General features: G+C 66.0%; 13 protein-coding genes and 1 pseudogene. 5 read left to right on the top strand and 9 right to left on the bottom strand.

Translation table 11 applies throughout. The annotated features are described in order from the left end of the window. Positions 1-6: 6 nt before the first annotated feature. A complete protein-coding gene (locus B3098_RS15960; protein ID WP_175122701.1) occupies positions 7-2,088 on the top strand; it encodes a PIG-L family deacetylase in 2,082 nt (693 codons plus the stop codon). Between the two features lie 71 nt (positions 2,089-2,159). After that, on the top strand, positions 2,160-2,336 hold the full coding sequence (locus tag B3098_RS15955; RefSeq protein WP_286897668.1) for a DUF3606 domain-containing protein: 177 nt from the start codon (positions 2,160-2,162) through the stop codon (positions 2,334-2,336). Between the two features lie 56 nt (positions 2,337-2,392). Here B3098_RS15955 and B3098_RS15950 read toward each other — a convergent pair whose 3' ends face one another. Both B3098_RS15950 and B3098_RS15945 read right to left on the bottom strand, forming a co-directional pair. After that, complete coding sequence (locus B3098_RS15950) at positions 2,393-2,725, bottom strand: four-helix bundle copper-binding protein (RefSeq protein WP_286897665.1); 333 nt, start codon at positions 2,723-2,725, stop codon at positions 2,393-2,395. A gap of 130 nt (positions 2,726-2,855) precedes the next feature. Next, positions 2,856-3,641: an enoyl-CoA hydratase gene (locus tag B3098_RS15945; protein ID WP_286897663.1), complete on the bottom strand. Its 786-nt coding sequence runs from the start codon at positions 3,639-3,641 to the stop codon at positions 2,856-2,858. A gap of 143 nt (positions 3,642-3,784) precedes the next feature. Between B3098_RS15945 and B3098_RS15940 the strand changes: the two genes are divergently transcribed. Then, positions 3,785-4,399, top strand: coding sequence for an ABC transporter ATP-binding protein (locus B3098_RS15940; protein WP_286897661.1), 615 nt, complete (start codon positions 3,785-3,787; stop codon positions 4,397-4,399). 21 nt (positions 4,400-4,420) lie between these two features. Here B3098_RS15940 and B3098_RS15935 read toward each other — a convergent pair whose 3' ends face one another. Beyond that, positions 4,421-5,197 (bottom strand): hypothetical protein, encoded by a 777-nt coding sequence (locus tag B3098_RS15935; protein ID WP_286897660.1) that lies wholly within the window; start codon positions 5,195-5,197, stop codon positions 4,421-4,423. Between the two features lie 86 nt (positions 5,198-5,283). Next, a complete protein-coding gene (locus tag B3098_RS15930; protein WP_286897658.1) occupies positions 5,284-6,738 on the bottom strand; it encodes a DUF1254 domain-containing protein in 1,455 nt (484 codons plus the stop codon). A gap of 546 nt (positions 6,739-7,284) precedes the next feature. Here B3098_RS15930 and B3098_RS15925 point away from each other — a divergent pair. Further along, complete coding sequence (locus B3098_RS15925; protein WP_175184515.1) at positions 7,285-7,530, top strand: hypothetical protein; 246 nt, start codon at positions 7,285-7,287, stop codon at positions 7,528-7,530. A 17-nt stretch (positions 7,531-7,547) separates the two neighbouring features. Here the strand turns inward: B3098_RS15925 and B3098_RS15920 are convergent, their stop codons facing one another. The 4 genes and pseudogenes from B3098_RS15920 to B3098_RS15905 all read right to left on the bottom strand — a co-directional run bounded on the left by B3098_RS15920 (position 7,548) and on the right by B3098_RS15905 (position 11,905). After that, positions 7,548-7,784: a PepSY domain-containing protein gene (locus B3098_RS15920; RefSeq protein WP_286897655.1), complete on the bottom strand. Its 237-nt coding sequence runs from the start codon at positions 7,782-7,784 to the stop codon at positions 7,548-7,550. Positions 7,785-7,817: 33 nt separating this feature from the next. Next, a pseudogene (locus B3098_RS15915) lies at positions 7,818-8,328 on the bottom strand (PepSY-associated TM helix domain-containing protein); the annotation flags it as partial. After that, the gene (locus B3098_RS15910; protein ID WP_286897653.1) at positions 8,328-10,490 is read right to left on the bottom strand and encodes a TonB-dependent receptor; all 2,163 of its coding nucleotides are present in this window, start codon (positions 10,488-10,490) and stop codon (positions 8,328-8,330) included. The gene B3098_RS15910 and the pseudogene B3098_RS15915, both read right to left, overlap by 1 nt. A gap of 365 nt (positions 10,491-10,855) precedes the next feature. Beyond that, positions 10,856-11,905 carry a hypothetical protein gene (locus B3098_RS15905; RefSeq protein WP_286897651.1) on the bottom strand — a complete coding sequence of 350 codons (1,050 nt, stop codon included), beginning with the start codon at positions 11,903-11,905 and terminating at the stop codon, positions 10,856-10,858. 330 nt (positions 11,906-12,235) lie between these two features. Between B3098_RS15905 and B3098_RS15900 the strand changes: the two genes are divergently transcribed. Continuing rightward, complete coding sequence (locus tag B3098_RS15900) at positions 12,236-12,907, top strand: hypothetical protein (RefSeq protein ID WP_286897649.1); 672 nt, start codon at positions 12,236-12,238, stop codon at positions 12,905-12,907. Here B3098_RS15900 and B3098_RS15895 read toward each other — a convergent pair. After that, positions 12,904-13,950, bottom strand: coding sequence for a hypothetical protein (locus tag B3098_RS15895; RefSeq protein ID WP_286897646.1), 1,047 nt, complete (start codon positions 13,948-13,950; stop codon positions 12,904-12,906). The genes B3098_RS15900 and B3098_RS15895 overlap by 4 nt on opposite strands. Between the last annotated feature and the right edge of the window lie 2 nt (positions 13,951-13,952).

The following is a 13,952-nucleotide window of genomic DNA, read 5'->3' as shown; positions in this document are numbered from 1 at the left end:
TTTTTTATGCCCGTTTTTACTGCCCTGCTGCGCCCGCTGTGCCAGGCGCTTTGCTGCCTGGCCGCAGCCCTCTTCTCCACCCACGCCTTGGCCGCGCCACCGACGCTGGCCGAATGCCACGGCATCAAGGATTTGGCCTTTGTTGCCCACCTGGATGACGATCTGCTCTTCATGAATCCGGACGTCGCCTCGAACATCGAGGCCGGCGGCTGCGTGCGCCTGGTCTACCTAACCGCCAGCGACGCCGGCGAAGGCGAAGGCTACATGCTGGGTCGCGAGCGGGGCGTGCGCGCCGCTTACGCCTACATGGCGCATCAGCCCGACGCATGGAAGGAAGACACCGGCATCGTCGCGGGCCGCCAGATTGCGCGCTTCACGCTGACCGGCAACCCGCGCGTGCAGCTGTGGCACATGCGCCTGAAGGATCCGTGGCTGGGCAAGGGCTGGGGCAGCCTGACGCCGCTGAGCCGCACGGAGTCCGAACCCAACCAGAGCGTGGACACGCTGGGCCCGCACGCCGAGGTCTACACGCGCGAGCAGCTTGTGGACACGCTGGCCGAAATGATCCGCCAGTACGGCCCCACCACCGTCCGGCACCTGGACGACACGATCAGCGTGCCATACACCCAGCTGTGCTGGCGCTGCGCCGGCCACGGCCACCCCGACCACATCGCCAGCGCCCGGCTGGCGCGCGAAGCCATGCTGCGGGCGCCCGGCAACTATGCCGAAACCGGCTATATCGATTACCCCAGCCAGGAACGCGCCACCAATCTGGCCGAGTCGGAAATCGCCAGCAAGTCGGTGATCTTCCAGCACTACGCCTGGAACGACTACCACTATTGCGCCGGCCCCAAGGGCTGCCAGGAACCCGCCGGGCCTGCAGCCGCGTGGGTGCAGCGCGCCTACTACGTATCCCGGCACGACGTTGCCCCGCAGGTTTACCCCGACGGACGCGGCGGACTCGTCGTGTTTGCCGCGGGCGAGACCAACGCCGCCGTGAACAGCTGGGATTCCGGCGAAAAGCGCTGGCACAGCCTGGGCGGCCGGACCACCGGCCCCGTGGTGTCGTTTGCCCACGCCGACGGCACGGCCGGCCTGATGGCGCGCGACCCGCTGGGCGGCGTCTGGGCCAACAAACAGCGCCATGACGGCACCTGGCAGGGGTGGCAGGCGCTGGGCGGCCTGCGCGTCACGCAGATCCCCGCCGTCGCGCCGCGCGGCGAGGCCGCCGCCGTCGCGCTGGGCTATGACGGCGTGCTGCACTGGATCACGCCGTCCGGCATCGACGGCAGCTGGAGCACCTGGCAGGCGCTGCCGCCGCTGGAAGGCGCCTCGGGCTCACCGGCCGCCGCGCGCGGTTCGGATGGACGTTACGTCGTGTTTGCGATCGCCGCCAAAGGCGAACTCTTCTATACCCGCCAGCTCCCGGCCGCCAAGGGCCAACGGTCGGAATGGCAAGGCTGGCGCCGCGTCGCCGCGCCGGAAGCGGCCGGCGGACTGGCCGCCATCCGCAACCACGAAGACCGCGTCGAGCTTTACTTCCGCCAGCGCGCCAACAACCACCTGACCAAGCTGGTCGAAGCCGGCGACACCACCGACCTGAACATGGACTGGAGCGCGCCGGCCGACTTGGGCGTGCCCTACATCGGCCGCCCCGCCATCCACGCCGACAACGCCGGCAACGTCGTGCTCGCGATCCTGGAGCGCGCGGGCGGACAGCTCTGGCTGCTTGAACACGGCAAGCTTGGCAAGCTGGACGCCGAAGCCGCATCGCCACCCGCCATCAGCCTGGTCGACGGCACGCTGTATCTGGTTGCACGCGCCGCCGGCGCACCGCAGCGCTATCAGGTGCTGTCGCGCCAACGTGGCGTCTGGGCTGCCAACCTGACGCTGGACGGCGTTCCGGCCAGCGGCGGCGGTCCGTTCACGGCCGTGGCCGCACGGCCTGCCGATCTGCCCAATCTGGGCGCCGCCAGCGCAAACAAGGCCGTCGTGGTCCGGCCATCCACGGCTGAACCGGCTGCGCTGACGGTCGAGCGCATGCCCGCCCAGACCTCGCGCGTCGCGACGCCGACTCGCGTGCAATGACAAGGCCGCCCGCCGACGGCGGGCATGCCGCTTGCTGACCTCCGGGGCGTCTCAACCCGGAGGAAAGAAACATGTCAGACGACCTGAGCAAACGCGGTCCCCAGGACCGTTCCCGGATCAACGTCAACGAAACGCATGAGCTGCGCTACTGGACCCAGGAGCTCGGCGTCAGCGAAACCCAACTGCGCGACGCCGTGAAGGCGGTCGGGCCGTCGGCTACAGCCGTGCGCGAACATCTCCGGAAGTGAACTCAGACAGGCCCCGCTTGCGGGGCTTGTCATTGCGTACGCCTCTTCCAAATCGCTCAAGACGCCATCCTGTCGCAGATCTCGGCGCAATCGCGGCAGACGCGCGCGCAGTCGGACATGCCTTCCATGCCCTCGCAGCTGGCCGCGCAGTCGTCGCAGATCGCAGCACAGGCGCCGCAGATGACCTTGTGGTTTTCCACGCCCACCAGCATTGCGTGCGCTGCGGTGCGGCAGATTTCGCTGCAGCCCATCATCAGCCGGAAGTGGTGCGGTTCGACATGCTCGCCCCCCGCCTCCAGGCAATGATTCATCGCGGTCTTTACGCACGTGCGATAGCAGGTCAGACAGCTATCGATACAGCGTTCCATCTCATTCGTTTCGGCAATCATGTCGGCTCCTTGTGCGGTGACAGTCCTTGCCGGTCAGCACATGGCGTTCCTGTCTGAATGCGCGAAGCCCTCTGGCGCAAGCTCCGCGGCGCGCCTCCTGCGTGCCCGTTGCACCGTCCCGTCCTCTTGCCTAGCGATGCCGCTTGCGCGCCAGGAACGGCGCCATGCACCGGCGCGGCTCGTCGGTGGTGAACGCCTCACCGAAGGCCTCGACGCTGAGGTCCAGCCCCGCCTGGATCGACGATTCCGCCCAGTAGCGCAGCAAGGCCTTCTGCGACCGCACGGCGCGCGGGCCGCTGTCGGCAATCGGCGCCACGGTCCGTTCGACCAGCGCGTCCAGCTCGCCCGGCTCGCATAGGAACTCCAGAAAGCCCCAATCCCGCGCCTGCGCCGCATCCACCGTTTCGCCGGTAAGCAGCAGCCAGTTCGTCCGGCCCTGGCCGATCAGCGCAGGCAACAGCAGCGCATGGATCACCGAGGGAATCCCGACGCGCACCTCTGGCATGCCAAAAACGCCATCCGCCGACCCCAGCCGGATGTCGCAGGCGGCCGCCAGTTCCATGCCGGCGCCCAGGCAAAAGCCCGGCAGTCGGGCAATCGTCGGCACGGGAATGTCCGCCACCGCATCGCAGAGGTCGCGCAGCCGCGTGATGAAGGCGCGTGCGCCGGGCGGGTCCAGTTCGGCCATTTCGTGAATATTGGCCCCGCCCACGAAGGCCTTCTCGCCCGTCCCGCGGATCACCACGGCGCGAGCGTCATCCTGCGCCGCGATCCAGCGCGCCGCCTCGGTCAGGCTCAGTGTGACGGCCGACGCCAGGATGTTCAGGCTCTTGGCATCGTGGATCTGCAGGGTATAGACGCCGCGTGCGTCGCGCGTCACGACGGCATGGGTGAATTCAGGAATGGGCGCAGTCATGAAGTCTCCGGGTTTTTTTGGCGGGTAGCCGCCGATGCTAACGGCCGGGTCCGGACACGACAACCCATGGCCTGCTCGAACCGATCGAATACGGCCTCGCCTTCCAGTGGCCGCGAAACGCGTTCCTCTCGTACACTTGCCGCATGCTACGCATCGACAATCTCAGCAAGCGCTACGGCGACTACATCGTGTTCCAGGGACTGACGCATACCTTTGCGCCAGGCTGCGTGGCGCTGTGCGAAGAAGACAGCACCGGCAAGTCCAGCCTGCTGAACATCATCGCCGGCGCCCTCGCGCCGGACAGCGGCGACGTGCACATCGACGGCCACTCGCTGCGCGACGCGCCGCAAGTTGCGCAGTCCCGCCTGGCCTGGGTGCCGGACAATTGCATGGCGTTTCCCGAGCAAACGGGACGCGGCCTGCTGGAACAGGCAGCCCAAGCCAAAGGCGTGACGCTGGACGACTCGATATGGGAACTGGCCCGCCAGCTTGGTCTTGAGCCGCATCTGGACAAGCGTTTCGAGCAGATGTCCACCGGTACGCGGCGCAAGGTCTACCTGACCGCCGCGGCGCTGGGCAATCCGGCGGTCGTCGTGGCCGACGGCCCCAGCAATGGGCTGGACGCGCAGGCGCGCGGCGTGCTGGCAGACGTGTTCAAGCGCTGGGCGCAAGACCGCGTCGTGCTGTTTGCCAGCCACGACCCTGAGCTGGTGCAGGCCTGCGGCGCCACCACCGTCAACGTGGCCGACCTGAGCTGACCCCACTGCGGGGCACGTCGTTCAAAACCGGATCGTCAGCCCCGCGATCGGCCCCTGCAACACCACGTCGTACTTGAAGCCGTTGCGTTCGTAGTCCACGCCCATCGCGCGGTATCCCACTGTGGCCGACACCGACTTGTTGAAGTTGTAGCCCACACCAAGCCCCAGGTCCCAGTCGGCCTGCGCGCCCCCTGCCCCGATCATGCCCCAGCCCGTCAGATAGGCCTTGGAATGAAAGTTGTAGGTGCCGCGAACGCCCACCATGGCGTCTACCCACGTCGCGCTGTCGCTGTGCTTTGTGCCCCGTGTCAGCGGGCCATTGAACCTGATGCTGTTGTCCACCGACCAGACCCGCAGGCCGCCCACCACGTCCAGGCTGTGCTCTGACCGGTCCAGCACGGAATAGCCCGCGCCGATCATGCCCGTGAACGACTCGTTCTTCACGTCCGCGCTGTCGGCCAGAATTCCCCGCGGCGTGTCGCCTTGCGCGCCGACCTTCACGTACAGCAGGTCGCCAAAGATGCTGTACCGGCCTTTGCGCGCATCGCCCATCAGCATGGCCGCGAAATCCAGGTTGTCGAGGATTTTGTCGAAGCTCGCATCGACATCGACGGGCGGCAGCCGCCGATGCGTGATCTTCCCGGACAGCGCCGGCGCCCATAAATACGGCGACACCGAAAACTTCCATTCGTCGGAAACTGCTGCGTCGACGGCGGGTGCCGTCTGCGGCTCGGCCGCGATTGCGGTTCCGACATGCAGCGCCGCGCAAGCCGCACAGGCAAAGACGTGCATTTCCATCGCGTATCCTCCGGCCCGAAGGCATATGCAGACAGGCGGGCCGCACCCCGGAAGGATCCGGGGCGCGCCCTGCCGCCATGACCGCGTCAGCTCACGCGCCGCACCGGCGGCACCGTCCACGAGCCATTGATGATGGAAGGATCGCTTTCGTTCGGCCAATACAGACGCATCATCAGAATGAACCGGCCCTTGGGGGCCGGCAGCCAGTTCGACTCCATCTCCGGACCCGGCGATTCGTTCTGGATCAGCAGATCAATCGATCCATCGGGCTTGCGCTTGAGCGGCTGGCGCTCGCTGATGGAATAGCGGTTCAGCGGGTTATCGACGAAGAAGTAGTTCTGGTCATACATGGTCAGCGACCAAAACCCCGACACCGGCGGCGTCAGCCCCTTGCGGAAGGTCAGCACGTACTTTTCCGAGCCGTTGTATTCGCGAAGGATCGCCCCATTGGAGGACCGCAACGAGGTCGGATAGACGGCGTCCTGCGGACGGTTCGCGCCCAACCCGATCGCGGTGACCAAGGCGCGCTGCAGATAGTTCGTGCCGTAGATCCCCGTCTTGGTCGTGAAGCCCCAGCCGTCGATGTGCTGGATGTCGCCATCGGTCGATCGGAAGTGCGCCATGATGCGCGCGAACCCGGTCTCGGGCACCCGCTTGGCAAAATCGGCGGGCAGTTTCGACTTGTCGAAATCCTGGCCCGGCACGATGCCGATCGTCGCCAGTTTCTCGACCATGGGCGCGTCGGCCACCGTCGGCGGATTGCGCTTGAGCAGTTGCGCGAACAGCGAAAAATACTCGGTCGCATCCATGTTGTTGACCTGGTCGCGCACCGGCGTCTTCATGTCGATCGCTGAATCGACCTTGCCCTGCGGCGCCTTCCAGTCCTTGCCCCAGCCACTCAGCGGCGCAAGCTTCACCTGGTCCTGCAGCTTGTGCACCTCGGCGTAGTCTTCGGGCGTGCCCGTGCAATAGATGCGGCCCAGCAGCCAGACAATGCTTGTCGGCGACTTGTACTGCTTCATGCCCTGCGGCACCGTTCCTTCCCAGCCCGGCCCCGTCACGATGAAGGTCTGCGCGCCCGTGCCCGTCGTGCGCTTGCCGGGCACGTCGAACACGGTCGTCCAGCCGTCCAGCAGCGGAAACAGCGCGTAGCGGCCGTTCAGGTCGGGCAGGCTGACGACCCAGGGTTCGTCGCCCACATCAAAAAACGCCGTGGTGTACAGCGTGTCGGCGTTTGGCGCCGTCACGTCGCGGAACTTGGCGTCCGGGTACTGGCGCAACTTGATGAGCTGGCCCATCGGCGCGCGTGTGCCCTTGGGTTCGGCGACGTTGGTGATCACCCGGCGGGTCATCTCCATGGTCACCAGCGGGTAGGCGTAGATGTAGGCGTCGGTGGCCAGGACGAAACGGTCATCGGCTTCAGGCAGATTGGCGACCAGCCCTTCCGAGGCGGCGGCCGAGGCCCGGAAGGCCGGCCCGAGCGATCCTGCAGCCAGCAGGGCCAATCCCCCTGCGTTCAGTTTGCGGCGAGTTAGCTTCATTGTTGTCGCTCCTAATGGATGTGTTTGGCGAAGTTCACTGAGGGGACTTCTAACATGCACGACGTTCTTTTCCGAGCTAAAGCGCATTCGGTTTTGATGTGGCGGGGCACGCTCCGTTTATCGAGTTCGGAAAGACTGCGGGAAACTGCGGCAACGCGCCGTTAGCCCGGTCAGCAAGCTGCCCGGTACGGCACGAATTGGGAATGAGGGGATGCGCGCGGGTGCGCTAAAGGAAGGGACTGGACGGCGGACTTCCATGCATAAGCTCCGTGACTGAGACAGAGGAAACGCACCACTGAAAGACTTCGGCTACCGACCATCCATTCGGCCTTTCCGCACGGCGGTTTGGCCTTGTTCAATCTATTCGCAGTCATTCGACCGCTCAAGTAGCCGGAAAGATTACGCCCATAGGACATTGGTAGCAATCATGCATTCGCACTGATGCGTTCATCACTATTTCGACGCTTTTATTCGGGGCCAAATGGTCATCCGGCCGCAAGCAGGTTAGGTTTACTCCTGAATCACCCGGTTCAAAGGAGCGATGCCATGCACACGCACTACAAGAAGCGATCGACCGAACTGGTCGCGATCGGGTCAGACGGCACCACGTACATCATCGAGCGCCGCAGCAAGGCACTCCCCTGCGACGACGGGGAACAAGCCTTCTTCTATTGCTGCGTGCAGGATGGCCGGCCGGTATCGTGGTTGGGCGAAAGCCGCTATGCGCTTCCCGACGGCACGGAGCTTCGCGCCATCGCGTGCCGGCTCGCGGACGCGCCGCCCACGCAGTAGGCAACGGTTCGGGCGGGTTACCCGCGGCGATCCTCCCTCGGCTCGCACTCCGCGCGGCGCCGCGACACAACGCGCGACCGCCGCTTCTTCCACCAGATCACCACACCGGTCACGCTCAGCATCGCGACCACCAGCCCCAGCCCGGCCACGGCGACGCGGCCGGCAAGGCCGCCGATCTGGCCGCTGTGCAGCGGAAACTGCATTTGCGTGAAGACGTCGGCCGCGGTGCCGCGGCCGGGTTGCGTGACACCCACCAGCGCGCGGCAACGTCAGGTAAACGCCCACAAAGCTGTCCACCAGCCAGATCAGCGCGATGCCGCCCATGAACCACCATCCCCACAAGCCCGGCACATACAGGCTGTGATGGATCTGCAGCATGAAGGGCACGAAGCTTTCGGCCTGCAAGCAACAGGCGCGGCGCGCGCGCCTGCCCTGGATCTCGCCGGTGCCGGGATCGACGTACACCTCGTCATAGCCCAGCGGCGGACGTCCCGCCCGCGCCGACACGAACGCCAGCGCCGTGCGGCCTGGCGTGCCATCGTGCGTCACGTAGTCGACACGCAGCGCGGGATCCGATGCCTCGATGCGCGCCGCCAGCGCATCAAAGCCCAGCGGCGGCGCAGTGGAACGCGCCTGGTGAAAACCGGGATTGAGCCACGCGTCGATGTCGTGGCCAAACGCCAGGATGCTGCCGGTCAGCCCCGCCACCGTCAGGAACAGCGCGGTCAGCAACCCGGCGTAGCGGTGCAGCCGGACCCAGGTCTGGCGCTCGCCCAGCCAATGCCGGCCTGCGGCCATCAGAAGTCGACGCTGGCCGACAACATGTACGTGCGCGGCGCGGCGGACGTGACCATCTGGTACGCGGGCGACGAATCCCAGTAGCGGCGGTTGAACACGTTCTCCACAGCCGCCCGGAACACCACGTTGCGGTCCGCGATGCGGGTCGCGTAGCGGGCGCCCACGTCGAAACGCGTCCAGGCCGGCACGGTAGCGTTGTTATCGGCGTCCCAGGGAATCGAAGACGTGTAGATCATGCGCGCCGTCGCGGTCAGGCCGGGCACCTGCGCGATGTCGTATTCCGCGCCCAGCTTGACCGACCACGTCGGCACGCCAGACGCCTTGGCGCCGTTGAATTCACCGCCCGGGGTTTCGGTCAGGATGGCACGCGTCCACGCCAAGCCGCCCAGCAGCCGCAGGCCGCGCGCGGCCTCGCCGGCCACCGACAGCTCCAGCCCGCGATTGCGCTGCTCGCCCGCCAGGCGATACACGTTGTCCGCGCCCAGGAACCCGCTGGGCCGCTTGATCTGGAAGGCGCTCAGGGACGTGAAGAACGTGCCCCAGTCCATCTTGGCGCCCACTTCAAACTGCTTGGATACGAACGGTTCGAACACCTCTCCCGCGTTCACCGCGGTGGCCGGCGCCACGGCGCCCTGCGCCAGCGCCTCGACGTAGTTGGTGTAGAGGGAAAGCCTGTCGGTCGGCTTGACGACGAGGCCCACTGCCGGCGTGTTGGCGCTGCGGGTGTAGTTGGACTGCCACGCGCCGGTATTCCAGACATAGGAATTCACGTCGATCTTCTGATGGCGCACGCCCAGCGTCAGCAGCACGCGCTCGTCCAGCATCGACAACGTGTCGGTGATGGCATAGCTGCGCAACGTCATGTCGTTCTGCGGCACCATCGTGCCGTCCAGGCTGAAGTTGTCGGGCTCGGACAGGCTGGTCGGATGATAGATGTTGCTGAACTCGTTCCACGACGACTGCGGCTGATAGCCGCTGACCTTCGAGTCATAGTCGGTCACCGCCAGCACAGCGCTGTGCTTGATGGGGCCGGTGTCGAACTGGATGCGCGTGTTCAGCTCGCCGCTGCGCGTCTTGTTGCGTTCCTTCAGCCCGAACGCCGTGAAATCCAGGTCGCCGGCGTCGTTGATGATGACGCCCCACGGCGAGTTGGCCTTGCGCGTCGTCTCGGCCAGACCGAACGCGCCGCCGATGCTCCAGTTGCGGGTCAGGTCGTACTCGGCGCGCACCATGGCGAACGCATAATCCTTGTCCTGGTACGACCATGACGGATACGGATTGATGTCGCCGCGCGGCGCCGACGGCGGAAACGCGGTCGTGACGAAATAATTGTTCCGCGCGCCGCTGACCTTCTGGTTGCTGGCGCCCAGATCCGCGCTGGCGCGCAGCCGGTCACCACGGTAGTCCAGCCCCAGCGTCACGTTCGAGGCGCGCGGCTTCTCGTTGTCGACCGACCCTTCTCCGTCGCGATAGGCCGCGTTCAGCCGCACGCCAAATTTGTTGTCCTGGCCGAAGCGCCGGCCGATGTCCACGTTGGCGCCCAGGTTGGCGTCGCCCACATAGCTGGTCGTAAAACGCGTCAGCGGCGTGTCGTCCGCCCGCTTGGGCACCAGGTTGATCGCGCCGCCCGCCGTGCCGCGCGGCGCGCTGCCGTTGAGCAGCGTGCTCGGCCCCTTGAGGACTTCGATGCGCTCCAAGCCTTCAAGCTGCACGCCTTCGGAATTGGCGATGCCGTACAGGCCGTTGAAACCGATCTCCGCGCGGTTGACGACAAAGCCGCGGATATTGAAATTGTCGAAAAACCACGGCCCCGCACTGACGACGCCGGGATCGTTCGCCATCACGTCCGCCAGGCTGCGCGCCTGCTGGTTCAACACCAGTTCCGACGTGTACGCCGTCACGTTGAATGGCGTGCTCATCATGTCCACATTGCCCAGCATGCCCAACCGCGCGCCGCGCGCGATCTGGCCGCCCGCGTAGACCGGCGGCATTTCATCCGGCTTGTTCTCGCTGGCGCCCGTCACGGTGACGGCGGGCAATTGGGGCACCGGCGGATTGGCGCCGGACGACTGCGCGAAGGCGGAGGAGCCGAAAGCGGTGGGCGCGCCCAGGGCGGCGGACAAGGCGATCGCGAGCTTGCGGCGACGGGCGGGGACAGGCATGCAGTGCTCCAGGTTCTGTACGAAGGACGGCGGGCGCGGCGGACGTTCGACGGGTCGACCTGTCGATGCGTCGTCGCTCGAGGAATGCGCTTGGGTGATGCTGTCAACGCTGGTTTTTATTGTCGTTATGCGCCGGCCCGCCGGCGTACCGAAACGTTCCGCCGAAGCCGAAACGCCCGCTGCATTGGTACGTAGACCGGAGATCCGCACGAACGGCGTGACCGCCCGCACAGATGTGTCCGAGTATAACTAAGAATCAAACTCATTCAATATGAAATTTTCGCGATTCGCTTATGCGCGAAAACGGATGCCCTGCGGTGCCACGGCACTTGGCCAGCGGCCCGCAGCTTGTGGACCGATCCGGCCTACTTCCGGTTGCCCAGCGACAGCGGCACGCCCCACACCGGATCCTGCATGCCCTGCTTGCCCAACGGCGTGATCTGCATCGGCTTGAGCTTGGCCAGCAGCTCCCGCTGCGCGTCGGTCAGGTTCGTGCGCTGCGCGAAGTACTTCTGCGCGAAGTCCATCGGCGCCGGCCACGTGTGCACCGTGAAGTCCTCCAGCGGGCATTCGATCATCTTCGGATCGACTGCGCGGCACGCGGACTGCTTGAATTTGTAGCTGGGCGTCCTCATGTGCATGCGCTGGCTCAGCACCAGGTCGCCGCCCTTGAGCGTGAAGCTGGCCAGCGCCAGCTTGGGCACCACGCGCGACTGCACCTTGATGGCGGGGATGTCGCGCGACGTGGTGTCTTCGTAATAACCGGCACGCGATCCGGGCGTGGTCTCGGTGACCTGCTGCTCGCCCCAGGCCACGCAGGCGCCCGATGCGCGGTGCACGGCCGTGCAGACCTTTTCGGTTCGAGTCTGGCTGCCCGTCGTGCCTTCGTGCCAGTTGGTCTCTTTGTAGAACTCGCGATACAGCTCCGGCGACAGATAGGTGGTGCCGTTGGCGCCACGGCCCGAGCCCACCGCGCCGGCGCGCGCGCCGATGTCGTCCAGCTTGGCATTGAGTTTGTAGTCGTCCCCGCCCGTCAGCAGGTACTTGCCGGGCGGCAGGATGTGGACCTCGAAGGCCTTGAACAGGTACGTCGTGTCCTTGTCGCGTTGCAGCGAGTTGTTCTGGAACTTGCGCCCGAACGTGATGCGCGGATCGGGCTCGAACATCCAGACGGTATTGCCGGTCCACGTCGTCATCTTCATGGCGTCCTTCAACGTGGCGTGCGGCATCAGGTCCGCGACCAGCACCACCGCCATGCCGTCCTTCATCGCCTCGCCGATCAGATCGACCAATTGCCCATAACGCTTGTCGTCCGCGGTGCCCGCGCCGTTCGAATCCGGGATCGTGACGCAGCCCGACAGGGTCAGGGCGAGCATCAGGGCAGAAAGAGCAAGTCGCGGGCGCGGCAGGGACATGGGATCGATCCTCGGTGGAAATGGGCTGGAACAATGTGCGCGCATCCTACCGGGTTGCATACGGATCGCAACATCTGGATTGGCAGCTGAAACACATGGTCGCAGGCCAGACGATGCATCTTGGCGAGACTACGGGGCGTGCGTGCCCCGCCCGTCGTAAAACGTTGTTGCGAATGTTTCGCCTCCCTGGGCGGGGACTGGATACCCCACCGGCTTGTCCGCCATCAATGCGTACTGCGGCGAAAGCCGCGCCACCGTGGCCCGGTTCGTTACACTCGCGCTCTTTGCAGCCGAGCGGCGCCCGCCCGGGCGCCGGCCACAGAAGTCCCGATGACAAACACAAGAAAGCGGCTGACGGCAATTGCGTGCCTGTTCACCGCATTGCTGGGCGCCTGCACCGGCAAAGGCCCGATACGCGACGTCGAACGCACGATCACGGACCACTACGGCGCCGACCTGCACATCGTCAGCATGCGTCCGCTGCGACCGTCCGCGCCGCAGGCCCGCTGGAACGGCGTATACGGCATCTACCTGCAGGACCGCATCGACACCGAGCAATTCATGGTGCGGCTGGGACCGGACGAGGGGCTGGCCACGCTGACCGGCCGCATCGACGCCGCGCGCCAGGAAAAAGACCGGCACGTGGCGCGGCAAAAGGCGGCGTTGGCCCAATTGCAGGCGCTGGGTCTGCAGGGCGACGCGTTCTCGTTGCAGGCGACGTCCATCTACGGCAGCGCACGCTGGAGGGTGGCGGTCTTTGCGGATATGGATGCGTTGCGCCAGGACGGCGCCATGCTGGACGACGCGGCGTGGCGGGCGCTGGGCCGCATTGCGCACGCCGGTCTTGCCCCGGAACCGACGATCAGCCTGCTCCCCGCAGCGCAACGCGCCGAGTATCGGGCAGTGCTCGACAAGGGCTATCACGGGCGGCGTACGAATTCGCCTTCGCCACCGGCAAGCTGCAGCTACGCCGCCTGCCGGGGTGATGGCGACAGGCTTTAATTGTCAGCGCGCACGAATAGCGCAAGACGATTCCAGTAATCGACCCCGAGCAGCAAGCGGTCACCCAGCGGCTTGAGGACGAAGTCCCCGCCCTGGTTGTGCTGCATCTTGATCAGGCCGCCTTCGCGGCGCGCCTTCATGGTCAGCGATCCGTCGTCCTTGACCACGCCATCCGCCCCGAAGACCAGCTTGCGCAACGTGCCGATCGGACGCTTGAAGGTGCCCTGCGGCAGTTGTGCCGGCGCGGCCTGCGCCAACGCCTCGGCGGTCAGCGGCGCCAGGCTGTCGGCCAGCGTGCACGCATCAGGACTGGCGATCGGCGCCGCGCACGCATGTTGCAGCATCGGCCGGGCATCCAGATATCGGCCCGCGGTCCAGGCTTCTTCGGCCGCCAGCGTGCACGTGCTGGCGGAGATGCCCTTCAGGCACGCGGCCTGCAGCGTCTTATGCGCCGCCTCGCCCAGCGGCGCGGGCTGGCCGCCTTCGCCGGGTTCCTGCCCGCCGGCTTCGCGCCAGGCGTCCGGCAGTTTCTTGCACACGAACGGCAGGCCGCTCGCGCACATGCTTTCCAGCTCCTTGACGGACGTCTCGTTGTACGCGTCCAGACATTCCATCAAACCGGCCTTCCAGCACAGCGGCCAGACCTTGGTCTGCGGCAGTTCCGTGGGCGCGGCGCACGGGGCGGGCGTCTTCAGCACGTAGACCTGTTCAAAGCCCACGTCGATCGACTTGCCGTCCGGGGCAAGCTTGTATTCATCGTCCAGGCCGAGGTCCAGGTTATAGAAGCCCAGCTTGCCGTTTTCGATTTTGTAGTAAAGCAGCTCGGGACCGTTCAGCGCACTCTTGCGGATGAGGTTGGAACTCAGCACCCGCATCTGGCCCCTTCCGCCGTCGTACTCGTAAAGTCCGCACTGAAGCGGCGCGGAAGACTGCGCGTGCGCGGCCGGCGCAAGCAGCGTCGCCAGCAGAAGAACAGGCAACAGCGCGCAAAGACGATGGAGCGATTGCGCGATGCGGCTGCGCAAGCGGGAATGACGGTACATGA

The sequence above is a fragment of the Achromobacter sp. UBA2119 genome, assembly GCF_002331005.1.
Taxonomy (GTDB): Bacteria; Pseudomonadota; Gammaproteobacteria; order Burkholderiales; family Burkholderiaceae_B; genus Achromobacter; species Achromobacter animicus.
Note: the sequence above shows the minus strand (reverse complement) of the source record. Positions and strands in the feature narration are given on the sequence as shown.